Origin of the sequence: Arcticibacter svalbardensis MN12-7 (genome assembly GCF_000403135.1) — a bacterium.
Taxonomy (GTDB): domain Bacteria; phylum Bacteroidota; class Bacteroidia; order Sphingobacteriales; family Sphingobacteriaceae; genus Arcticibacter; species Arcticibacter svalbardensis.
In genome coordinates this window covers 1-25,580 of the sequence record NZ_AQPN01000072.1, presented here as the reverse complement: position 1 = coordinate 25,580, position 25,580 = coordinate 1, and the positions used below count along the sequence as shown (strand labels likewise).

At 35.1% G+C, this 25,580-nt stretch carries 19 protein-coding genes; all 19 read left to right on the top strand.

Annotated features, from left to right (window positions below):
- Positions 1–95: 95 nt before the first annotated feature.
- Positions 96–305: a hypothetical protein gene (locus ADIARSV_RS09030; protein WP_016195176.1), complete on the top strand. Its 210-nt coding sequence runs from the start codon at positions 96–98 to the stop codon at positions 303–305.
- Between the two features lie 403 nt (positions 306–708).
- On the top strand, positions 709–834 hold the full coding sequence (locus ADIARSV_RS23015) for a hypothetical protein (protein WP_016195174.1): 126 nt from the start codon (positions 709–711) through the stop codon (positions 832–834).
- Positions 835–988: 154 nt separating this feature from the next.
- Positions 989–1,102, top strand: coding sequence for a magnesium chelatase subunit ChlI family protein (locus ADIARSV_RS23170; protein ID WP_016195172.1), 114 nt, complete (start codon positions 989–991; stop codon positions 1,100–1,102).
- Positions 1,103–1,225: 123 nt separating this feature from the next.
- The gene (locus ADIARSV_RS09020; protein WP_016195171.1) at positions 1,226–1,963 is read left to right on the top strand and encodes a FadR/GntR family transcriptional regulator; all 738 of its coding nucleotides are present in this window, start codon (positions 1,226–1,228) and stop codon (positions 1,961–1,963) included.
- 61 nt (positions 1,964–2,024) lie between these two features.
- Positions 2,025–4,160 carry a heparinase II/III domain-containing protein gene (locus ADIARSV_RS09015; RefSeq protein ID WP_016195170.1) on the top strand — a complete coding sequence of 712 codons (2,136 nt, stop codon included), beginning with the start codon at positions 2,025–2,027 and terminating at the stop codon, positions 4,158–4,160.
- Positions 4,161–4,172: 12 nt separating this feature from the next.
- On the top strand, positions 4,173–4,508 hold the full coding sequence (locus ADIARSV_RS09010) for a cupin domain-containing protein (protein WP_040299609.1): 336 nt from the start codon (positions 4,173–4,175) through the stop codon (positions 4,506–4,508).
- Between the two features lie 28 nt (positions 4,509–4,536).
- Complete coding sequence (locus ADIARSV_RS09005) at positions 4,537–5,424, top strand: alpha/beta hydrolase (RefSeq protein WP_016195168.1); 888 nt, start codon at positions 4,537–4,539, stop codon at positions 5,422–5,424.
- A gap of 11 nt (positions 5,425–5,435) precedes the next feature.
- Positions 5,436–6,713: an MFS transporter gene (locus ADIARSV_RS09000; protein WP_016195167.1), complete on the top strand. Its 1,278-nt coding sequence runs from the start codon at positions 5,436–5,438 to the stop codon at positions 6,711–6,713.
- An 11-nt stretch (positions 6,714–6,724) separates the two neighbouring features.
- Positions 6,725–7,477, top strand: coding sequence for an SDR family NAD(P)-dependent oxidoreductase (locus ADIARSV_RS08995; RefSeq protein ID WP_016195166.1), 753 nt, complete (start codon positions 6,725–6,727; stop codon positions 7,475–7,477).
- A gap of 418 nt (positions 7,478–7,895) precedes the next feature.
- Entirely contained in the window at positions 7,896–8,639 is a 744-nt protein-coding gene (locus ADIARSV_RS08990) for a FadR/GntR family transcriptional regulator (RefSeq protein ID WP_016195164.1), read from the top strand.
- A 1,346-nt stretch (positions 8,640–9,985) separates the two neighbouring features.
- Positions 9,986–13,201 carry a SusC/RagA family TonB-linked outer membrane protein gene (locus ADIARSV_RS08985; RefSeq protein ID WP_040299606.1) on the top strand — a complete coding sequence of 1,072 codons (3,216 nt, stop codon included), beginning with the start codon at positions 9,986–9,988 and terminating at the stop codon, positions 13,199–13,201.
- A 28-nt stretch (positions 13,202–13,229) separates the two neighbouring features.
- Positions 13,230–14,804 carry a RagB/SusD family nutrient uptake outer membrane protein gene (locus ADIARSV_RS08980; protein WP_235048391.1) on the top strand — a complete coding sequence of 525 codons (1,575 nt, stop codon included), beginning with the start codon at positions 13,230–13,232 and terminating at the stop codon, positions 14,802–14,804.
- Positions 14,805–15,050: 246 nt separating this feature from the next.
- Positions 15,051–17,390, top strand: a complete 2,340-nt coding sequence (locus tag ADIARSV_RS08975; RefSeq protein ID WP_040299604.1) for a polysaccharide lyase 6 family protein — start codon at positions 15,051–15,053, stop codon at positions 17,388–17,390.
- A 16-nt stretch (positions 17,391–17,406) separates the two neighbouring features.
- Complete coding sequence (locus ADIARSV_RS08970) at positions 17,407–18,195, top strand: polysaccharide lyase family 7 protein (RefSeq protein WP_016195158.1); 789 nt, start codon at positions 17,407–17,409, stop codon at positions 18,193–18,195.
- On the top strand, positions 18,188–19,516 hold the full coding sequence (locus ADIARSV_RS08965; RefSeq protein ID WP_235048390.1) for a polysaccharide lyase 6 family protein: 1,329 nt from the start codon (positions 18,188–18,190) through the stop codon (positions 19,514–19,516). Before ADIARSV_RS08970 ends, ADIARSV_RS08965 begins: the two co-directional genes overlap by 8 nt.
- A gap of 209 nt (positions 19,517–19,725) precedes the next feature.
- Positions 19,726–20,664, top strand: coding sequence for a sugar phosphate isomerase/epimerase family protein (locus ADIARSV_RS08960; protein ID WP_016195156.1), 939 nt, complete (start codon positions 19,726–19,728; stop codon positions 20,662–20,664).
- A 46-nt stretch (positions 20,665–20,710) separates the two neighbouring features.
- Positions 20,711–23,011, top strand: a complete 2,301-nt coding sequence (locus ADIARSV_RS08955) for a chondroitinase-B domain-containing protein (protein WP_040299601.1) — start codon at positions 20,711–20,713, stop codon at positions 23,009–23,011.
- Between the two features lie 12 nt (positions 23,012–23,023).
- On the top strand, positions 23,024–25,261 hold the full coding sequence (locus ADIARSV_RS08950; RefSeq protein ID WP_016195154.1) for a heparinase II/III family protein: 2,238 nt from the start codon (positions 23,024–23,026) through the stop codon (positions 25,259–25,261).
- A gap of 63 nt (positions 25,262–25,324) precedes the next feature.
- Positions 25,325–25,580 (top strand): LacI family DNA-binding transcriptional regulator (locus ADIARSV_RS08945; protein ID WP_040299600.1); only part of this gene is annotated, 256 nt, incomplete at its 3' end.

Genomic DNA, 25,580 nt, shown 5'->3' with positions numbered 1-25,580 from the left:
AGTTATCAGACCGAGATAGGATTGTTCAAGAAGGTTTTAGCTAAGAAAAAAGCCGATAAGAACAAGATTTACTTCTTACATGAACCAGAAGTGCTATGCATCTCAAAGGGAAAGCACAGAAAAAATATGAGTTTGGCAACAAGGTATCTATTGTTTATACCCTGAATACGGGAGTAATAGTAGGGGCAATGGGTTTTAGAAACCAATATGATGGACATACGCTGGAAGGTGCTTTGGATCAACACGAAAAGCTGAGCGGAAAGCGGGCTAAAAGAGCAACTGTTAACCGGGGTTATCGAGGGTGAAACAAAGATAAAAGAAACCATGATATCCATACCGCCGACCCTTCAACAACAAGAAACTAAGTCAGTACAAGCAGACCAAACTACGCAAAGGGTTTAAGCGAAGAGCTGCAATAGAACCGGCAATTGGGCATCTGAAGACAGATCATCGCTTAGCTCGGAACTTTTACAAAGCGATATTTGGCGATAACATCAACCTTATGCTTGCTGTCGCAGATTTCAACTTTAAAAGGATGATGAACAAATGGAAATCATCGCTTTTTGGCCTCTTTTTTAACTCGCTCAAGCTTGTCATATTCATCTTTATTAAATTACTTGAAATACAGATGAAATTAGATCCAAAACAAATTAATAACTTTAAAAAAAATGGATTTTTAAGGATCGACTAAGTAAGGTATCGGGACCATTGCTGGACCGCATTTATCTGCATGTGGAGGTTACGCCCGTTAATTTTACGGATCTGGCTTCGGAAAGTAAATCAGAAAGTAGTGCGGAGATCAGAGAATGGGTGATTATAGCCCGTGAGATTTAGGATATTCGGTTTAAAGATATAGCTGAGTGTATTGCAATGTACAAATGGGATTTAAAACGGTTCGGAAGCTTTGTAAAATAACGGAAGCTGGACAGCTTTTTCTAAAAAAGGCGATGGAGAAATTAAGTTTATCGGAAAGGCTTATGACAGGATCTTGAAGGTTTCGAGGACTATTGCGGATCTGGACAATTTGGAAGATATTCGAATTGAACATCTTGCGGAAGTACTCCAGGAGTTTGGACCAGCAGGGTTGGGCTGGATTGGATAAAGAATTAAGCTCATTTAGAATCGATAGTATTCAGTTTTAAAAAAAAACATGTTTTTTTATAATTTATTTGTAATAATCATTTTTTAATCCAATATTTGGTCAACCAAAAATTGGTTTACCAATATGAATGAAGTTATTGACAATCTCCAAGCTATACAGGTAGAAAGTCCCGTTGATAAAATAATCAGACAACTTAAACATCTGATCGTTTCAGGTCAGCTTAAGCCGGGTGATAAATTACCTGCTGAACGTGCTTTAGTTGAAAGATTTGGGGTTGGCAGAAGTTATGTTCGGGAAGCCATACTAAAACTAGAGTTTTATGGGCTTTTAAAAACTACTCCTCAAAGTGGAACCTACGTATCTGGATTAAGCATTAAAGTTCTGGATAGTCTGATCTCTGATCTGATCAGATATAATAAAGATGATTTTAGTGCTATGATTGAGGCTCGTTATTATCTGGAGTTGGATGCTGTACGTTTGGCAGCAGAAAGGAAAACGGAGGAGGATGTTATTGCCATTGAGCAGGCCATGAGGGACTATCAAACCAAAGTAAATCAAGGAGAAAATGCCGTAGAGGAAGATATGCTTTTCCATATTGCCGTTGCAAAAGCCACCAAAAATTCAGTAATCGAATCTATGATACTGCTCCTGATTCCTGACTTAATTAAAAATATAACAGAAAATAAGATTTGTGGTGAAAATCGGGAAAGTATAACCATGAAAGAACATCTTTCCATCTTAAATGCAATAAAAGCTGGCGATATCGATGCTGCCGAAAATTCAATGGCGGTTCATTTAGATGAAATATTACAGATTAGCAGAGCTGACTTTGTTGCAAAAATGTTTTTAAAGAAGAAATAACTAAAGTATAAAGGGAGACATAAGACTACCTTTTGTGTTACCGATATAAAACCTCAAAAAAATGAATTACTTGAAAAAAGTGGTAGTTGTTGTATTTTGCATTTATTTTCCTGCTTTAGCCGCTGCTCAAACTCATCCTAACATCATGCTTACCAAGCAAAATATTGATGCTGTCAGAGCTGGCTTGGAAAAATATCCACTCTTACAAGATTCTTATAAAGATGTATTGAAGGTGGCTGATCAGGCATTGGCATCACCTATCCAAGTACCTGTACCGAAAGATGGCGGAGGTGGACTAACACATGAGCAACATAAGGTGAATTACCAAAACATATTGGCCTGCGGAATTGCTTTTCAATTAAGCAAGGAAAAAAAATATGCCAATTATGTTCGAGATATCCTGCTTAATTATGCCGGTCAATATGAGAAATGGCCTTATCATCCTAAAAGTAATCCGAGCAATCCTCCAGGAAAAATATTTTGGCAAAATCTAAATGACTGTGTTTGGCAGGTACATGTGATTCAGGGGTATGATTTAGTATATGATGCCCTTTCATCCAAGGATAAGCAAACCATTGAAAAACACCTTTTTCTACCTATTCTTAAATTCATCACTGTTGATTCTTATAAAACATTCAATCGGATTCATAATCATGGAACTTGGGCTGTAGCTGCAGTTGGTTTAACGGGTTATGTATTAAATAAGCCGGAATATGTAGAAATGGCTTTAAATGGATCAGACAAAAAGGGAAAAAGTGGTTTTTTAGCACAAATCAACGAACTGTTTTCACCTGATGGCTATTATACAGAAGGTTTCTATTATCAGCGCTACGCCATTCTGCCCTTTATTTTATTCGCCAAAGCTATTCAACAATATCAGCCACAGCTTAAGATTTATCAATATAGAAATGGACTGTTACAAAAGGCAGTAAATACTGCATTGCAAGGGACGTATAGTAATGGCGCTTTTTTCCCTATCAATGATGCCTTAAAGGACAAAACCTTTGAGTCTGAAGAACTGGTGTATGGTGTTGATATCGCTTATGCGGACATGGGAGAAGATAAAGGCCTACTTTCCATAGCTCAAAAGCAGAAAAAAGTAATTGTTTCAGATGCTGGATTAAAAGTAGCCATGGATATAGAAGCACATAAAGCAACCGCATTTACCTATATCCCTCAATGGATTGGGGATGGCAAGACAGGAACTGATGGAGGAATTGGCATATTAAGAAACGGCCAAGATCAAAATCAGCAATGTCTGGTATTAAAAGCGACATCACAAGGTTTAGGTCATGGTCATTTTGACCGCTTAAATATTCTTTACTATGATAATGGTGCAGAGGTGTTTTCGGACTATGGAGCTGCCAGATTTATCAATATTGAAACTAAAGGAGGGGGGGGGTACCTACCAGAAAACACTACCTGGGCGAAACAAACGATCGCTCATAATACGTTAGTTGTGGATCAGACATCTGCTTTTAAAGCAAATTTAGAAGAGGCTGAAACACATCATCCGGATCTTGTTACTTTCAAAAATTCAGGAGCTATTCAGGTAGTAAGTGCAAAAGAAAATAACGCATATCCGGGAGTTCAAATGACACGTTCAACAGCATTAATTCAAGTTCCTGAGCTTAAAAAATCATTACTTCTGGATGTTTATAAAGCAGAATCGGTGGCTTTACATCAATATGATCTACCATTTTGGTATAATGGCCATATTGTAGATGCCTCATTTAAAATCCAGGGGGTTACAGACCATCTTACTACACTAGGAACAAAATATGGCTATGAACATCTGTGGCTAAATAGCGAAAATGATCTAAAAACTGGTCAAGGATATATTACCATACTTGAAGCCCATAATTTCTATACCACCACTTTTGCTTCAACTACAGATTTACAGGTAAAATTAGTTTCATTAGGAGCCAATGATCCGGAAATGAACTTGAAGGAAAGTAAGGCTTTTATCCTTTCGCAACCCAAAGCTGCAAACCAAACGTTTGTTTCTATCACCGAAAATCACGGGAGTACAGACCCTATTGCCGAAGTAATTTCGGGTGCGAACAGCTCCATTAGTGCTATTACCATTATTCATTCCGATGCGAAGCAGACAACAATTACCTTCAAAATAAAAAGTAAATCCTATACGGTGAAGATCAATTACCTGGACAAAGACAACTTTATTTCAATTCAATAATAAATTAATAACATGATACAAGGCACTTTATTTCAAATAGACAGTGAAACTCCTTGGGAGGATTTAGGCAACGGAATCAAAAGACAGATTTACGGTTATGACGATCATATTATGCTGGTCAAAGCGCAGTTTGATGCCGAAGCGGTTGGGACATTACATGAGCACCATCACTCACAGGTTACTTATGTAGAAAGCGGCGTCTTTGAAATGACCATAGGAAAAGAAATAAGAACGATTCGAAAGGGTGATGGATATTATATTCCTCCCCACGAAATACATGGTTGCGTATGTCTTGAGCCTGGGATGCTCCTCGACGTATTCAGTCCTCTTCGGGAAGACTTCTTATAAACTAATAACCACTAATAAAGCCAAGTAAATGAAAAGGATAATTAGTTTATGTTGCCTAGTAGGGTTTGGATTTTCATCCATTGCTCAGGACGTGGTACAAATAAAAAAAGTGGTTTACCCATCCGGATATGAGGAACAGCTTAACGTGGTTTATACCACGGCAGCTAATTGGGAAGGAAAGATGGATCTATATCTTCCTGCTAAAGAAAGAGGGCCATCACCGGTAATCATTAATATTCATGGTGGAGGCTGGAACAAGGGAAATAAAGAATCGCAAACAGGATTTAGCAATTTCTTTAAAAAGGGGTATGCAGTGGCCAATATAGAATATCGCTTAGTACAGGTAGCACCTGCTCCGGCTGCTGTGGAGGACACGCGCTGTGCATTAATCTACCTAATCAAAAACGCGAAACAGTTAAATATCGATGTAAACAGGATTGTTATAATGGGAGGATCTTCCGGAGGACATCTGGCTTTAATGGGAGGTTTACTGGCAAACAATCACCTGTTTGATATTAACTGCAAGGGTGTTGAACAAATAAAAGTAGCGGCCATCATTGACAAATATGGGATTACAGATCTATGGGATTGGGCATTTGGTCCAAATAAAACTAGCAAATCTGCCACCATGTGGTTGGGTGAACGAGCAAGAGATGAAGCTTTTGCAAAATCAGTTTCTCCAATTACGTATGTGAGTAAGTTGAGCCCTCCCACCTTTATAGTTCATGGAAATGAAGATCCTATTGTTCCCTATCAGGAATCTGAGGCATTGCACAAAAAGCTGCTTGAAGCTGGTGTAAAAACAGAATTTATTACCGCAGAAGGTGGTCTGCATGGTAATTTTCCAAAAGACAAAAATACAGAGGTAAATGCAGCGATCATGGCATTTCTAAAAGATCTGGATATTCACAACTAACTATATAAAAAATGAAAGTACAAGGATTAAGGTGGTATATAGTTTTTCTGATTGGATTAGCAACCGTAATCAATTATATCGATAGAAGTGCTATAAATATTATGTGGCCTTATATCTATCATGAATTTGGGATCAGCGATGTGGATAATAAAAGCACATTAGCATTGATCACTACATTTTTCATGCTGGCTTATGCCATTGGTCAAACTTCGACAGGAAAATTAATGGATGCCATAGGCACACGTTTAGGGATGGCTGTATCTATTGCAGGATGGAGCATTTCAATTGCCTTACATTCTTTTGCAAAGTCGATATTTTCTTTTAACATCTTCAGATTTTTCCTTGGTTTCTTTGAAGCAGGAAACTGGCCTGGCGCAACTAAAAGTAATGCAGAATGGTTCCCCGCAAAAGAGAGGGCAATTGCTCAAGGGATTTTCGGTGCAGGTGCATCATTGGGTTCTGTTATATCCGCACCTATTGTGGCCATCCTGTTTATTAATTTTGGATGGAAAGCTACCTTTATAGCAATAGGTTGTTTGGGTTTATTATGGTTGATTCCCTGGCTTGTGATTAATAAAGGTACTCCGGCTAAACACCCATGGCTTACAGATGAAGAAAGAGAACATATTAATTCATCTCAGCAACAGTTAGATGAAAGAGAACAAGCTCCAGCTTTGTCATGGTCAGCACTTTTATCTTATAGAAGTACTTGGGGCATTATACTAGGTCGATTTTTTATTGATCCTGTTTGGTGGTTATTCGTCACTTGGCTTCCCACTTTCTTAAAGGAGGAATTTCTCTTTGACATTAAGCAGATTGGTGCTTTTACATGGGTGCCTTATTTGTTTGCAGCAATAGGTAGTTTACTAGGCGGATTTTACTCCTCAAGGTTAATTAAACAAGGGGTAAATCCGGAACAAGCCAGAAAGAAAGCAATTACTATCGGATCAGTGTTTATGCTTGCTGGTTTACTTGCTATTCTTTTCTATTTAAGTTCATTAAGGGAGAATCCTTATCTGGCTATGGGCTTGATTGGAATGACCTTATTTGGATTCCAGTTTCTTATCGGAAACCTGCAGACTTTGCCTAGTGATTATTTCGATGGCAAAAATGTCGGTACTGTGTCTGGATTGGGTGGTACAGCAGCTGTTATTGGTACACTATTGACGACTTGGGCTGTCCCTGTAATTACTCAAACTAGCTATGTGTCGTTCTTTGTTCTGGGAGCTGCCTTGGTTCCGATTTCCTGGATTTGTGTGAAATTTATTAGTTCAAAAAAATTAAATTAAATATTATAAAAATGCGTTTAAAAAACAAAGTAGCTGTCGTAACTGGTGGTGCCAGAGATTTAGGTAGGGCAATATCCTGCCAGTTAGCACGTGAAGGTGCAAAAGTTGTGATCAATCATTTCAACGAAGAAGAAAAAGCTAAAGAAACTGTTGCTATGATTGAAGCAGAGGGCGGAGAAGCAATTATCGTTTATGGCGATATGACTAAAGCAGATGATGCCAATAACCTGGCAGCGAAGGCAAGAGAAGCTTTCGGAGAAGAAATACATATTCTTGTTAATGTTGCTGGGGGACTCGTTGGAAGGAAAAAATTGGTCGAAATGGAGGAATCATTCTTCGACTTTTTGATGACGCTGAACTTTAAATCTGTTTTCTTAGTATCAAAGGCTGTTGTTCCTTTTATGCCTGCAGGAAGTTCAATTATTAATTTTTCTTCTCTTGCAGCACGTGATGGTGGTGGTCCCGGTGCCAGTATTTATGCAGCTTCTAAAGGTGCTGTGATGACATACACTCGTTCTTTAGCTAAAGAGCTAGGTCCACAGGGCATCCGTGTAAATTCATTAGCTCCAGGAGTAATATCCAGTACATTTCATGATATCCATAGTACTCCTCAAATTCGTCAGAACATTAGCAACGCGACTCCTCTACGAAGAGAAGGAAGTCCTCAAGAAGTTGCTGACTTAGTAGCTTATCTTGCATCAGATGAATCTAGTTTCTTAAGTGGAAACAATGTTGATATCAATGGAGGTTTGGCCTTTTCATAAATAATTAAAAGTAGTTGTATCATAATTTTTTTTGCAATCTTAGAGCAAAAGTAAAATTTTGGCCTTCTCCAAATAAATAATAAAATAGTCTTTATTATTTGAAAAATTTGCAATGCCCCCAAAAAGTTAGATACATTATGGGGGCATTTTTTTGAGTAGAAAATGATTTCCTAAAAAAATTATGTGCCTTAGAAAAAGAAATTGTTTGGATAATGCGATCAGACAAAATTTCTTTGGTACTGTCAAAGCTGAAACGTTCTATGTAAAAAAGTATAGCTGTAGTAAGGAATTACAAAAGGACATAATTGAATTTCAGTAAATGAAGCTGTCATCGGAAAATTGTAAATTAATTTCAGTAATTCGTAGATATAGCTATATTTGGTTTACCAATATTTTGGTAAACCAGATATAGCTAATAATGGAATCATTCATTGAAAATATCAAAACAATATATTTAGAATCTCCTGTAGATAAAATTATTGGACAACTCAAGCAATTGATTACTTCAGGGCAATTAAGACCTGGAGATAAGTTACCTGCGGAAAGAGCCTTATCGGAAAAGTTTGGAGTAGGAAGAAGCTATATCAGAGAAGCTATTTTAAAATTGGAGTTTTATGGGTTATTAAAGACTAACCCACAGAGTGGCACTTATGTATCTGGATTAAGTATCAATGTAATTGATAGTATTATCTCAGATATCATTAAGTTTAATAAGGATGATTTCAATGGACTTTTAGAAGCAAGATATTATTTAGAGTTAAATGCAGTGAAATTGGCGGCAGAACGCAGAAGTGAGGAAGATGTGAGGGAACTTTATGAGGCTATTTTAAATTATGATAATAAGATTAACAAAGAGAAAAGTGCAGTGGAGGAAGATATGTTATTTCATATAAAGATTGCAAAAGCGTCTAAAAATACAGTGATAGAATCAATGATATTGATATTGGTCCCTGATTTGATAAAAAATATAGTCGTTAATAAAATTTGCGGAGAGAATAGAGGAATAACTGCTATTCCGGAGCATAGAGCAATATTAAAAGCTATAGAGGAGCACGATGTTGATGGTGCAGAGAAAGCAATGGCCGTGCATTTAAATGAGATTTGGCATGTCAGTAAGGCTGGATTTGTAAAAAAAAAATATAATTGGTGTAGTGAAAGGTGAATGACCTCAAAACCAAGTATAACAATACATTCAGAGAATGAGGCATGGGAATTTCGAACGTATAAATATTCGTTTTATGATAATGATATGAATCTTTGAAGGTTATAAATGTTTGGTAATTTATTTGTCAGAGAATAATCTATGGGCTAAACAAACAATAGTACCCAAGAAATCATTTGTCAATCAGCAATTTTATTTTGAACAAAATGGACATGGCTGAGAAATCCCATCTAAGCCTAGTTATTTTAATGTATACAGCAATGTGCAAGTTGCGAGTACGAGGAAGGAGAATGCTTAATTAGGCTTGAGATTAATAAGAACGTCTGCGCTAGTAAAAGTTCCTGAATTTGTGAAACCGTTATTGATTGATGCTTTGAAATGACTTCAACCACAACTTACCAATACATTGCCATTTTGGTATGCCGGACAATTGGTGAGCACTTCATTTAATTTTGAATCGCAATTAAATGATTTGAAAGCTTTAGGTGATCATGATGTGTACCCACATAGTTGTTTAAACTCGGTTAGTGATTTGCCCGCGCGTGGTGGTTTTCGTGAGTGTTTTGAATCATAAACGATTTTATGCACTTATTTTATAACCGACCTACCAATAAAGATGGAATTGGTAAGTATTGGAGCTAATGATCAGAATAAAAATTTAGAGGATTGAAACGCGTCTATTTTTTCTAAACTAAGATTAAAAATTAAAATTTTATCAGCATTGCTGAGGGTCATGGGAGTATAGATCCGATAAATGGTACTGTTTCTGCTTCAACAAGTAGTATCAGTGATTTGAAAATTATAACGCATACTGAAGCTCAAACTGTTATCACTATTAGGTTCAATCATAAGCAGTTTACGTATTACATCAATTATCAGGATCAAAAGATTTTATATAAATTAAATCTTAAATGAAAACGTTAGGCAGCTCAACAAAGTGGCGTTCATAGTTTGATTGATCAGGTTCTTATTCTTTTGAAGAAAAAAGATTAAGTTTTCATTCACAGCACAATAAATCGCTTCTTTTACAAATAATTCTTGGATGTAAAAAGAAGCACTATGTTTTCGATGTTTAATTTGGGATAAACTTCTATCAATTGATTTCAACTGATTTAACTCAAACAATTAAGGTGTGTTTTATTGAAATTACTTTACAAAGCCTAATTAAGCCGAACCAACTTCCGACTTCTACAGATAGTTCATTTATATGAATTACACTTGCCACAAAAATATAATTAAAATAATTTTTGTTTTCTTTCAGATATAATTATACTTTTGGTAAACCAATTATTGGTGAACCAATTTCTGATGTAAATCAGATTAACCTTTTTATAAAAAATTAAATTATGAAATTTAGAATTTACTTAACGAGCATTCTATTTATTTTCATTTCCTGTTGTTGTTTTTCTTATAGCGTAGTGGCTCAAACTAAGCTAATGATACAGGGAACAGTGAAATCAAACCAGGGAGAAACTTTGCCCGGAGTTTCTGTGACCATTAAAGAAACTAAAAAAGGAGAGGTTACGGATGTGAATGGAAAGTACAGCATCTCTGCGGAGAAAGGACAAATTCTTCTCTTCAACTATTTAGGATTTAAAACTTTGACAGTTGAAGTCACAGATCAAAAAGTATTAAATGTTTCCTTAGAGGAGGAAAGTAGTAATCTTGATGAAGTGGTAGTGATAGGCTACGGAACTCAGAAAAAATCATCAGTAACTGGTGCTGTGAGCAAGTTGACGAACACCAATTTAGATGAAATCCCAACTTCAAGGTTGGATAATGCACTAGTAGGCAAAATTGCCGGTGTTACTATTCAAAATGTTTCTTCTGAAGCTGGTGCTACTCCAGTGATCCGGATTAGAGGTTTCTCTTCTATTAATACGAATTCAGGTCCATTGGTTGTTGTGGATGGTTATCCAGTACCAGATGGAATGTCTTTTGTAAATCCGCAGGATGTGGAATCCGTAGAGGTCTTGAAAGATGCTGCATCAGCAGCCATTTATGGTTCAAGGGCAGCAAATGGAGTGATATTAATCACAACAAAATCAGGAAATTCCGATAAACCTAAATATTCATTTAAAACATCTTATGGTGTGAAAAATACATACAAGTTAAATGATATAATGACTTTTTCTGAATATGTGCAGGGTTTATATAGTGATGCAGCATTAAGAGCTCAGGATCCTTCAGTGGCTGTATCCAAGCAGAATTTAGTTTCTACCACTGAAAAAGCAGCTTATATTATAGAGAATGAGATTGCAGATGGACCAACAGATTGGCAAGATGCAGGTTTGCAAAACGCATCAGTTTATAACGTACAATTAGGCTTATCAGGCGGAACTAAAGATTTAAAGTATTATCTTTCTGGTAGCTATCAAAAAGATCAAGCTGCTATTAAATTCAGTGATAATACCAGAGGAACATTTAAAGCGAAGATTAACGGTAATATCAGTAAAAAGTTAAAGTTCAGTCTGAATTTTAATCCTACGTATGTAGGAACAACTAGTCCAGCTGCTAATTTTACGGATTATTATCGGTTCTATTCTTTTTTACCAACAGTACATACTGAGGCCACTGCCGCATTTGTGCGTCAAAATTCACAATGGGCCGATATAAATGCAGGCGATTTCGCTCAGGCTCGTCATTTTGCTAATTTAAACTATTCTGGAACGATGCCAGATGGTTCAACATATACAAGCGCTGGTACCATTGTGCCATGGACGACTAATAACAATACTCCTCTTTCTATAGCTTCACGTGAAAGTGTTACAAAAACATCATACCGAATCTTAAGCAGTGGTGATTTGTCCTATGAAATCATTCCTAAATTAATTTTCAAAACCTCAATTGGCGGTTATTACACTAGTCAGGATAATAAAGATTTATTATTGAGCAATGCCAAGACGGATGGTGGGGTTAATGAGTCAACTGTATCTAACACGAATTATAAGGATGTTTTATGGGAGAACACTTTAAACTACAACTGGAAAAAAGGAGACCATAATTTTACTGGTTTGTTAGGTTTCACCACTCAACAAACCTGGATTACAACAGGTACTGTAGTAGGTCGTAATTATGCAGCAGATCAATTAGATACTCAACCCTCACTAATTGATTTATCGCTGACAAAAACTTATAAGGATCAAGTAGGATTACTATCTTATTTAGGTAGATTGACATATGATTATAAAAACAAATATCTGTTCAGTACCAGTTTTAGAACAGACGGAAGTTCTTACTTTAACGTTGGAAAGAAATATGGTTACTTCCCTTCATTCTCTGCTGGTTGGGTAGTTAGCAATGAAGATTTCATGCAAGGTATCAGGACGACTGTCAGTAACTTAAAATTTAGAACCAGTTATGGCGCAACAGGAAATAATAAGATTTCTAGCTTTTCATACCAAAACTTATTATATCCTGCTAATTACGGCTTTGGTTCAGGAAATGGATCTGTGATCTTAGGACTTTCTCCAAATAACGCCATATTAGCCAATGCTAATATAACATGGGAGCGTACTTATGCATACAACTTTGGTATGGATTTAGGACTTTTAAACAACAGACTGAACTTAACGGTTGAATATTATAATTCACAAACTGATAAATTGTTGTATAACCAATCCACCATGTCTTTTAGTGGTTCTAACAAATTCATTAATAATGCAGGTAAAGTAAGAAACAACGGTGTTGAATTTGAGTTTAGCTCAAATAACGTCAAAACCAAAAATTTCGACTGGAATACTGCTTTAAATCTTTCTGTAAATAAAAACACCTTAATAGCCTTAGGAGGAGAAGTTGGCCAGTATAATTATGGGGAACGTAATGAAGTTTATGCAGCCTTAATAGACCAGCCTTCTATTCAATATTTCGGATACAAAACTGATGGTGTATGGACATCTCAAGCTATGATTGATGCTGCTTTAGCAAGTGGACAAACTACCAGCATTACTAGATATTATACTGCAGGTGGATTAAAGATTGTTGATACCAATAATGACAATGTAATCAATGAGGCAGATAGAACTACCATAGGTACTCCATTTCCTGATTTTACATGGGGCGCAACCAATACTTTCAAGATCAAAAATTTTGATCTGAGTATTACTATTCAAGGTTCTCAGGGTGGGAAATTGATTAATGGAGATGCTTATTATCAAGAGACGAAAAAATTTAATAGAAATTTCAATAACTCAAATCGTTGGATCAGCGATATGTTCCCTGGTGATGGTAAAACCCCATATTACACCAATGGCGTTGATATGATGCTTACCGATTATGTAGTTGAAGATGCTTCCTATGCCTCTTTAAGAAATGTAATTTTAGGATACAGTCTTCCTAAAACCATTTCGAAAAAAATGGGATTGAGTGGGGTGAGAGTTTATGGCTCCGCAGAGAATTTATTTTATGTTTTTGGAAAAGATTACAGAGCTATAAATCCAGAGGCTAGGACTACCTCAACTACGGATACTAATCCTTACTATTCTCCTTTAGTGGATGGATATCAGAGAGGAGCATTCCCAATTCTAAGGTCGTTTATTTTTGGTGTAGACCTTAACTTTTAATCAATAAACATAAGAAATCATGAATAAAATGAGATATATATCAATTGCCTTAACGTTTGTAGTTATTTTCAGCTCTTGCGACAAAATTATAGATGTGGATCCCATCTCTAATGTAGGCGTGGATCAATTCTATACTAATTATACAGAGGCAAATACCGGTTTAACCGGATGTTATTATGGTTTGCAGGAACCAATGTATAATGAATGGATGTTAACAGAATTAAGAGGCGATAATGTTAAACAAGGTACTCCAACCAGCACAAGTACGCCAAATATTGAGTTGAATGATCTTGATGAATTCACATTAAGCTCATCACATGCACAAGTCTATACCTATTGGTTAGCGACATATAAAAATATCAGGGCTTTAAATTATGTGTTGAGAAGTTTAGGTGTGACTTTCAATAACGGGACTTTAACTGTTGGACAAGGAACTGCTGTGATGACCACAGAATTGAAAAACCAACTTATTGGTGAAGCGCTCTTTTTAAGAGCTTATCACTATTTTAATTTAACCAGATTATTTGGTGGTGTTTTTCTGATCACCGAACCTGTAGATCCTGCATTTGCAAAGGAAGTCAAAAGAAGTACGGTTGATGAATGTTATGCATTAGTTACAGCAGATCTATCAATGGCAAAAGATTTATTGTCTACAAAAACTTTTGCAACCATTGCTTCAGCTAATTTTGGCAGAGCCAGTTCTTGGGCAGCAAAAGCTTTATTGGCTAAAGTTTACCTTACCCTAAATAGAAAAACGGATGCTTTGCCTCTTTTAGATGATGTGATCAATAATAGTGGATATGGTTTACTTTCCACTTACGCGGATATTTTCTCCATTACCAATGAAATGAACAAAGAGATCATTTTTGCGGTAAGGTATAAGGCAGGTGGATATGGTTTGGGATCTCCATTCGCAAATTTATTTGCACCAGCAGGTAGCGGTAATGCAGTAGTCAATAATGATGGTAGTGGTTTTGACTTTCCTACAGAAAGTATAAAAAATGCTTACATAACTCCAACAACTGGAGCTTCCGATCTGAGAAAAGCTGTCTCAATAGGCCAGTATACTGCACTCAAGCCTTATTCTAAAAAATTCATTTCACCAGTGGTGACTAAATACGATGCCGAGAACGACTTTCCAATTATTCGTTTCGCGGATGTTATTTTGATGAAGGCAGAAGCAACTGGATATGATGGTGCTGCTGGAACTTCAGTTACTATTATCAACCAAGTTAGAACAAGAGCAGGTGCTGGTACTTACCCTGGAACAGGTGCTTTTACGGCCGCCTTCTATAAATATCCGGCAACAGGGACTTATGCCATCAATGATGCTGCAAGTTTTAAAACTGCTTTATTTAATGAGAGAAGATTGGAGTTGTCTTTTGAGAATCAACGCTTTTTTGATCTGGTTCGTAGTGGTGATGCCTTAACAACAATCAAGGCTTATTATGCTGCGGAATTTGCTATACATTACGGGCTTTACACACCATTAATCCCATTAGCAACTTTGCAGGGATTTGTTACCCAAGATCGTTTATTGCTTCCAATTCCTCAACGAGAAATTGATACTAACAAGCAAATTACACAAAATTCAGGTTATTAGATATTTAATAAGGTTAGAGAGGCAGTTTTGCCTCAAGTATATCTATGATAAGTATGTATTAACGTTTCAAAATACAATTAATTTGATTCCAGCACAAAGGCTTAATTATAAACCTTTGTGCTGTTTTCTTATAGTAGTTGAAAAGCCGGCAGTGATGGGCCAAAAGTCATTTTCTCAGGGATGATATTCAATGCTATTGCTGACACGTAATCATTTATAGGCATTTTCAGCATAAATAAACCACAAATGACAAAAATATTGATTGCTATTACCTGCTTGCTTTTGTCTATCCATATTAAGGCGGCCACCATTAAAGTTTCTAATCCGAAAGAACTAAAAGCAGCAGTAGCCGATGCCAAACCTGGCGATACCATTTTACTCCAAAACAAAGAATGGAAAGACGTATTGTTAAAGGTTAGCGGTAAAGGAACAGCACAAAAGCCTATTTTAATTATGCCAGAAAATAAAAATGAGGTCATAATTACTGGGCAATCCGCTTTAAACATAGGAGGTGAATATCTAATTATCAAAGGTTTTCACTTTAAAAACGGCTACTCGCCTAAAGACGATATTATTACTTTTCGCATCAATAACGATAATCTAGCCAACAACTGCCGGGTAACTGAGTGTGTGATTGAAGAATTTAGTCAACCAGATAGGTTTCATAGTGATAGCTGGGTAGTTTTTTGGGGTAAAAACAATCGCTTAGATCATACCACTTTAGTGAACAAATTAAATGCTGGACCAACCATCATAGCAGAATTAAATGACGAACGTAGCCAAGAGAATTTTCACAGCATTGATCATAATTATTTTAAAGGTCGTCAACGTTTTGGCTCTAATGGAGGGGAAACCATCAGAATTGGAGTTTCCCGTTATTCATTAACAACATCGAAGACTCAGATTGTACACAACTACTTTGAACGTTGTAATGGAGAGGTAGAAATTGTATCTATTAAATCAGGACAAAATAATGTCAGTTTTAACACTTTTGTAGAGTGTGAAGGCGGTTTGGTAATGCGTCATGGCTCAAAAAACGTTGTGGAAGGAAACTTGTTTTTAGGAAATAATAAACCATTTACAGGTGGTGTGAGATTAATTAACCCAGGACATCATATTTTTAATAATGTATTTAAAGATTTACAGGGAACTGCTTTCCGTTCGGCCTTATCGGTTTTAAATGGAGTGCCAAATTCTTTAATTAACAGGTATTATCAAGTTAAGGATGCCACCATCAACAACAATACATTTATTAATTGTGCATCAGTATTATTTGGAGCTGGTAAGGATGCAGAGCGTACTTTATCACCTCAAAATGTGGTGTTTGCCAATAATTTATTTATTGGTGGTTCTGATAAAATTTATCAGGATGATAATAAAGACGGAGGTGTTATTTTTAAAGATAATGGTATCCTGAATAATAAAGCTAACAATTTGCCACAGGGCCTTTCACCTGCGAAAGTTAGCGAAATTAAAAAAGGAGAATTTTCATTTCCTTACAATAAAAGCATAGGCGCCGATATTAAAAAGCTCAGTTTCGTTACTAAGGAAGAAACTGGTGCATCGTGGTACAAACCGCAAACTATAAAGCCTAAACGAGCCAATAAAAGTTTCGAAATCAAATCAACGGAAAGCGAAAACATTAAAGCAACCCTTGAAAAAATGATTGCTGGCGATACCTTGCTTATAGCCGATGAAGGATATCTAAGGATAAATGAAAGTTTAGTAATTGATAAGCCGATTAATATTATGGCGAAAGCTGGTCTGAAGACTAAGCCAATCTTTGTAAATACAAGTTTTAAAACTTTAAACGCCTTTATTATTATTAAAAATGGGGGCGAATTAAACTTAAAAGGTTTGGCCTTTAAAGGTGCATTCGAAAGCTTTGGTGATACTAAAGCAGGTATAGCTTCAACAGAAGAACCTATGAACAAACATTATAAAGTGAATATTGATCATTGTGAGTTTTACGATTATAACGAAGGCTCTTATTCTGGTTTTAAAGGTTCAAAATCTACGTTAGCAGATAGCTTAATTATCACTAATTCATTGTTCAGAAATATATCAGGTACCGGTGTCAACTTAGGTGAAGAAAAAGACGACAAAGGAATTTACGCAGCAGAATATACTGTAATTGAAAATTGTGTTTTCAGCAATGTTTTAGGGAGTGCCATTAATATTTACCGTGGTGGTAATGATGAGAGTACTTTAGGTCCGTTTGTAACTATTGACCATTGTACCTTTAACGAGGTCGAAAACCGTGAGCAAGGTACAGTAGTGAAACTTATTGGTGCACAGCACGCTAGCTTAACCAATAGTATTTTCTCTTATTGTGGACAAGGTGGACGTTCTATTGAATTTAGAGAATACCGTTGGGACGAAATTAAAGTTGACTATTGCAATTTTTATGAAGCCGGTAGGGTGGATTCTTTTTATGATAAAGTGTTAGGCACACATAATTATCATATTAAGCCAGCTTATCAAAACAAAAGTCAATTCAATTTTAACCTTCAAAAAGACTCAGAATTAATAAATAAAGGAAGCGATAATCAATCCATTGGGGCAAATATTCAAAATGGTAACTAAAAGACTTTTTATTAAAATGATAAATATAAGCTTAGTAGTTTTATTACTGGCATCATGTGTCACACAACAAGTTCCTGAAAAAGTAACTACAATCATAGCAGAACCAGTAGTTATAAGAGTAGCGGATAAAAATTTCCCGTCAGAGGTTTTGGATTTAACCAACTGGAAACTAAATACACCAACAGACACCCAAACATCTGGTAAAGTTGATGAATATAAGCAACCTGTTTTAAATACTTTTATTGATGCCAATTGGTTTCACTTGAACAATTCTAAGGATGGCGTAGTTTTTAAAGCAAATACTGGTGGTGTTACAACCTCTGGTTCGGGTTATCCTCGAAGCGAGTTGAGAGAAATGATCAATAGTGGAAATACAAATGCTTCTTGGGGTTCTGCTTCTGGTATTCATACCATGTTTATTGAACAAGCAATTACTCATTTACCCAATGTAAAGCCACATATTGTAATAGGTCAAATTCATGATGCCGATCATGATATCGTTGTTTTTAGGTTAGAGAAAAAGAAGTTATTTATCGATTTAAACGGTAAAGATGGTCCTGTTTTAGATAACAATTATTCCTTAGGTAAGCACTTTACTGTAATGTTTAAAGTGCATGACAATAAAGTAGATTGCTATTATAATGATGCGCTGGTTTATAGTCATAATGCCATATTTTCAAATGCATACTTTAAAGCGGGTGCGTATGTTCAATCATCCTGTAAGGGAACTAGAAAGGTGATAGACGAGTCCTGTGATGCGTATGGTGAGGTTGAGATTTATAAACTTCGGGTTGAACATGACTAAGAACATGTGGAAGATTTTAAAAGGAGTATTACTCTTAACCATCATCGGCTATAGCCCAAAGATGCAGGCTAAAGATTTTACTGTGATTAATGCTGCCGAGTTTGTAGGATTAAAATTAGCTCCAGGAGATAAAGTGATACTTTCAGGAAATGCCTGGAAAGATCAGGAAATAGTTTTTAAAGCTAAAGGGACTGAAGAACAACCCATCATTTTAACGAGTGCCAAACCAGGCGAAATTATCTGTTCTGGTAACTCAAACCTAAAGATAGATGGCGAATGGTTGGTGGTAGATGGTTTGGCTTTCTCAAATGGTTACCCTGAAAAAGAAGATGTGATTGCTTTTTCAAAAACATCCAGACATTGTAGGTTAACCAATAGCAGTATTCTCAATTACAATCCTCCTTATAAGACAAAAGATTACAAATGGGTATCAGTTTATGGAACCAATAATCGGGTTGATCATTGCGCTTTAACAGGTAAAACGAATCAGGGAACAACTTTGGTGATTTGGCTTTCTGAAACTCCGAATTACGATAGAATTGATCATAACTATTTTGGTCCGAGACCCGATTTGGGAAGTAACGGTGGAGAAAGCATCAGGATTGGAACCAGTGAATGGTCGATGCATGATTCCTATGCAAAAGTAGAGTTCAATGTTTTTGATAAATGTAATGGAGAAACCGAAATTATCTCCATTAAATCTGGACATAATATAATTATAAATAATCTGTTTTATGAATGTGAAGGTACACTCACTTTCCGTCATGGAAATAACTCTGAGGCGGCTTACAATTTTTTTATTGGAAACAATGTGAAGAATACCGGTGGTATTAGAGTGATTGGCGAGAATCAGCGCGTTCATGACAATTACTTAGAAGGCTTAACCGGAAGTGGTTTCAGAGCGGCTATTTCTGTGATGAACGCATTTGAAAATCCTAAACCTAATGAATATTTCCAAGTAAACAATGCCATCATTAAAAATAATATTATTATAGATTGTAAAGAAGCAATTGCAATCGGTTCAGGTAAAGATGATAAAAGAATACTACCTCCTGTAAATTTGGTAATGATTGAGAATGTTATTATCAACCCAATAAAACTAATCAACTATTTTGATGTGCCATTGGAGTCAACCATTAAAAATAACCAGATTAAAGGTGTAGCAAAAGAGGATGGATTTACAGTGTTTAAAGGAAGTTTAATTCGAAATAAATTTAACCTTTGGGAGATAAACTACCAAGTTGTTAGCCCTTTTTGGTTGGTAGAATCTGTTGGTCCCAACAATCGAAATTTGAATTTTTCTGAAATGATTAAATTTTAAATCCTATAACATGAAAATAAGGAGGCAACCGTTTTTAAATAACGAAATAGCCTCTTTTGACTATTCTTGGAATTATGTTACCAAATATAGTTTTATGGTAATAAATACTTTCAAATTAAATAATCGGCAAAAAATCTTGTAATTAAATTATATGTATTTATATTTGGTTAACCAATTTGGTTAACCAAATATAAATAATTAACCTGCTAATGAACAGAAGAGACTTCGTCAAGCAAACAGCATTATCTGCAAGCTTAATCCCCTTTTGGGATTTTTCTAATAATATCTTTACCCTGCCAGAGACAGATAAATTAGAAATAAATATTTTCTCTAAACAGCTACAATTTTTAGATTATTATTCATTAGGAGAAATAGCCGCAGAAATTGGTTTTGCTGGGGTTGATTTAACAGTGAGACCCAAGGGACATGTGCTTCCAGAAAACGTTCGAACAGATTTGCCTAAGGCCATGGAAGCTATAAGAAAAAGTGGTTCCAATTGCAAAATGATAACAACAGTTATTGAGAGTGTAAACAATCCAATAGACGTTGCTATTTTAGAAAGTGCTTCTGCTGCAAACATACCTTATTACCGTCCCAATTGGTTTAAATACAAAGATGGATTGTCTATGGAAGATTCTTTGTTATCCTATCAAAAAAATATAAAAAAGTTGGGTGAATTGAATAAAAAATTAGGCCTAATAGGCTGTTATCAAAATCATGCCGGTATAGATGTGGGTTCTTCATTCTGGGAAATTAAGAAAATACTTGAAACCGTTGATCCCGCTTATTTTGGAGTGCAATACGATGTTAGACATTCCATGGTTGAAGGTGGCAATTCATGGATAAATGGTCTGAAATTATTGCACCAAAATATTAAAACTATTGTCTTAAAAGATTTTAAATGGGGGAAAGTAAATGGGAAATGGGAAGCTATTAATGTGCCAATTGGAGAAGGAATGGTTGATTTTAATTCCTATTTTAAATTATTGAAAGGATACAAAGTAAAACCACTGGTATCACTTCATTTGGAATACGATTTGGGAGGAGCAGAAAAAGGAGACCGTACCCTATCTGTCGATAAAAAGGTAGTATTTGATGCCATGAAAAGGGATCTTACAGAAGTTCAACGTTTGTGGCAAAAGGCTTGATAATTAAATATTTTTATAAACACACATACAATCTAAAATTAAATTCATGAATAGATATCTCATTCTATTATTTTTAATACCCTCTTTGGCTATATGTCAAATTAAATTAAAACCAAATATTATAAAGGTCCACAATTCAGCTGAATTAACGGATGCTATATCCAAAGCTAACGCAGGGGATAATATTGTCATGGCAAACGGCATTTGGAAAGATGTTCAGATTAAATTTTACGGGAAGGGAACAAAAGAACAACCCATAATTCTAAAAGCAGAGACGACTGGTAAAGTTACAATTGAAGGAGTATCTAATTTACAATTGGGAGGAGATTATCTTGAAGTAATGAACCTACACTTTAAAAATGGACATACACCTACCGGAAGCGTGATACAATTTAAAATAAATGATGAAACCATTGCCAACTATAGCAAAGTTACAAATTGTGTCATTGAAGAATTTACACAGCCCAATAGAGAAGTTTCAGACCATTGGGTCGAATTGTGGGGCAAACATAACCAATTGGATCACTGTAATATTATTGGTAAGTCAAATTTTGGGCCAACTGTTAGAGTATTTTTAACAGGTAATAAAAATATTAATAATCATCATCAAATTATCTTTAATCATTTTGGTCCTAGACCTCGTAAAGGTGGTCCGCACGGTGAAACCATTCAAATAGGCGATAGTGAAACATCTATGACTCCATCATATACCAACGTTTCAAACAACTATTTTGAACATTGCAATGGAGAGGTGGAAGTCATCTCAAACAAATCTAATTTTAATGAATACAGGAACAATATTTTCTTTGAGAGTGAAGGTTCTTTGGTTTTAAGACATGGAAATTATTGCACTATTGATGGTAATGTTTTTATTGGTAATGACAGTTCAGAATTTATCGGAGGTATTCGAGTTATAAATACGGGACATTGGATTACCAATAACTATTTTTATAACTTAAAAGGTAAGGAATTTAGAAGTGCTTTGGCAGTTATGAATGGTATCCCCAAATCGCCTTTAAACCGATATATGCAAGTCACGGATGTAGTGGTTGCTAACAATACATTTATTGATTGTGTTTCTCCTTTCCAGTTTAGCGTGGGAGTTAATATTGATAAAAAAACGGTGTTGCCAGCATCTGAAATCCGTTCAGAAAGACCAGAGCGTATGGTTGTTGCAAATAATATGGTTTATAATCATAAAGAAGATAATTATCCAATAGTAGCATATGATAAAGTTGACGGTGTAACATTTAAAAAGAATGTTTTTAATAATGTAAACAAAAGTAATATTTCAAATGATGGAATTATTACAAGAGACTTTCAAGTGAAAAAACTATCAGAATATTTATATGTACCAACTAAAAATCAAGAGGATGCCTATAAAGGTTTTGATTTTGAGAAGATATCAACCGATATTTTTGGTGCTGACAGAACCAAACAAAATAGTATAGGTGCCATAACCATACCTGTAATAGATCCAACTTTAATAAACAAGAAGCTTTACGGAACTAATTGGTTTTCAACTAATTCTCCTCATTACAACGCTAAAATAATTCAGGTTGCCACAAATAAAGAACTGCTTAGTCAATTAGAAAAATCTCATTCAGGTGATATTTTATCTTTAAAATCAGGAATTTATGAAATAACTTCTGCTTTGGTGATAAATAAGCACATCACTATAATTTCGGTTAACTCAAAAAATAAAGCACAACTGCAATTTAAAGGAGAGAAAGCAGTGTTTGAAATGCATCCCAAAGGTGTATTAAATTTAGAAAATGTAATCCTTAAAGGAGATAAAACACAAGAAGCATTTACTACTTTAGCCAAAAATATGTCACAAGCGTATGATTTATTTATAAAAAATACAGAAATATCAGATTTTAAAAGCGTCATTAAATCTTATAAGGCGTCATTTGCTGATACTATTTCAATAAATAATTGTGTCATTAAAAATTGTTTAAACGGTATTGAATTGAACAAAGAAACAGATGACGGAGGCGATTACAATGCAGAGTTTGTATACATTAAAAACTCAAAATTTGATAATATTCAGTCAACAGTTTTAGATTATTACCGAGGAGGCTATGATGAGTCAACCATAGGTGGAAATCTAGTACTTCAAAATAACACTTTTACGAATTGTGGTACGGATGATAAAAGCGGAATATTAATCCATAACCAAGGCATTGTAAATGTTGATTTTTCTAATAACACCTTCAAAAATAACCCTGTGCGTGATATTGCAATCTTGTGGGGGGAAAAAGGACAAAAACCTGTTAATAATACAATTTCAAATTCAGGACAAATAAGAATTGAAGAAAGTCTGAAGCAAAAGTTAATGTACTAATATACCTATCTTATGAAATTTTATAAACCATTTTTTTTGACTCTTTTATTACTACCAGTAATAGGGCTTGCACAGGATATTACTTCAGACCAAGTAATACCAACTAACAAAATTGTAGATTATTTAAAACCTGAAGTTAAGGCAGCATTAAGTAAAAAAGGTGTCATTACAGAGGCTGTTTTGGCACAATATTTCCGCGATAAATTTGCTGAACGTTATTTTTACAACTGGAATGATTTTGATTCCCGATTTAAAAACTATAATACAATTTATAAAGGAATTGAGAAAACCCATACTGAAAATGCACTAGATCATTTATCTAAATTTTCGGAAAACACACCCTGGAAACTCCCTTTTAATTATTTAAATGGATCTCCCGTAAATGCCTATGCAATGCGCCATTTAGCTCGTCAGCATAAAATGGTGGACATAGCATTTTACTTTTATTATCAAAATAAGGATCCTAAATACATTGACTATTTTAAAAATCAATTACAGTCTTTAAACGGGGCTTTAAAAACCGGTAAATATGAATCAATAGAAGACGGAAACGGTGTTTATGAAGTTTTTAGATCTGGTTATCGGATTTTGAACTGGTTAGAGATACACAATATGTTTTTAGGACAAAAAGCCTATTCAGATAAGGATCAGCTCATCACAATAGCAACTTTACTTCAACATGGTGAAAATTTGTATGAGAATAACGCCACATTTCAATCTGGAAACCATCAAACCAGGGGTATGTCGGCGTTGGCTATGCTTTCCATTCTTTTTAGAGATTTTAAAGGTACAGATAAGTGGTATGATCACGCGATGTCTTTATTGGAAGCACACATGACTAAAGAAATCAATAGTGATGGTTTTCAGTTTGAAAGAACAGTTCATTACCACATGAGCGATATTGAGACTTATTTATACGTGTATCAACTAGCAAAAATTAGTAAAATAGAAGTAAAACCTTTTTGGGAAGAAAAATTAAAATCACTTTTTGTAACTCTTACAAAGATTGGATATCCAGATAAATCTGGTCCGGTACTATCTGACGATACAGATGATCCCTGGGCAGAAAAAAATGATATTTCAGGAGCTTTAACCTTAGGTTATTTGCTTTTTAAATCTCCGGAAATGGGATACTTTGCTAACCATCATGTAGAGCCATTTATGTTTTGGTATTTTACCGAATCTCAATTAAAGATGTTGGATAATGTTGTGTCTAAGCCCCCTTTAATTAAAGAGGCGGAATTTCCAAAAACAGGTTATTATATTATGCGTGAAGGATGGATGCCCAATGATAAGATGATGATTGTTTCTGCAGGCTTAGATGATCTAAAACCTGATCATCAACATGGAGATATGCTAGGTATTCAAGCTATGGCGAATGGTAAAGTTATCTTGCCCAATTATCAGGTTAGATATTCTTTAAATGATTTTGAGTTTTTTAAAAATTCTATGGTAAAGAATGTAGCATTGGTCGATGACGAACTACAAGGGCAACAATATACTTCTAACCAAGGTGGTAGCGGTTTTGGTAAGTTTTTAAAATTACCGCAACCAAAAACCATTGCTTGGAAAAACAACAAAGATATTGATGTATTTATAGGTAGGCATGATGGATTTGAAAATGTAGGTGTACAATATAGTAGGCAAGTTGTTTATTTAAAAGATGATTGTTGGATTGTGAAAGACAACTTTTCTTCCGATAAGGCTCACGATTATAAACAAGTTTGGCAAGGACATTACACTATGGAATCATCGCCAAATTTAATACATTCCTCATTTGATGATGCTTCAGGATTAGATATTTATCAAATCAGAAAGGTAGATACCGTCTTAACTTCTGGTAAACATGGTAAACAATGGTCGGTTGTTTCAAAAAAGAATCAAACCAATTTTAGTTTTATTACCGTGCTGTATCCTTACAAAGGATACTCAAATAGCATTGAAAAAAGTGACAATCCTAAATTTAAGGAATGGGAATTAAATAAATCTAAATGGAAGATTGAAGGCGTAGAACCTATTTCGTTAACTAAAGATGAAAAAACCGCATTTTTTTCAGTTAATAAATTAGAATTAAAAGATATAAAGATTAATTTTTCAGCTATATCAGACATGTTTTTAACTTTTAAAGGTCAAGTTTTAACAATCCAGTCAATAGGGGAAATTGATACTCAAATATTATTCAACAACAAAGACATTAAAAAAAACAGTGTACTCAAACCAGGAGATACAGTTGAATATGTCATTAAATAAAGTGGTTTATGTAAATGCGAATGATGCTATATATTCATATAATTCTTAATAGACTATAACTTCATGACAAAAATAACTACAATGAAGGACATTGCTGAGATATTAGATTTGTCCATTTCAACTGTTTCTAGAGCATTAAGTGACAGTCATGAAATTAGTGTGGAAACTAAGAAACGCGTTTTAGCTTATGCTGAATCTGTTAATTTCCAGCAAAATCCAATGGCAGTTTCTCTTAAAAATGGGAAAAGTAAGTGTATTGGACTCATTGTTTGTGACGTAGCTAATTACTTCTTTTCACAGGTTATTGACGGCGTGGATT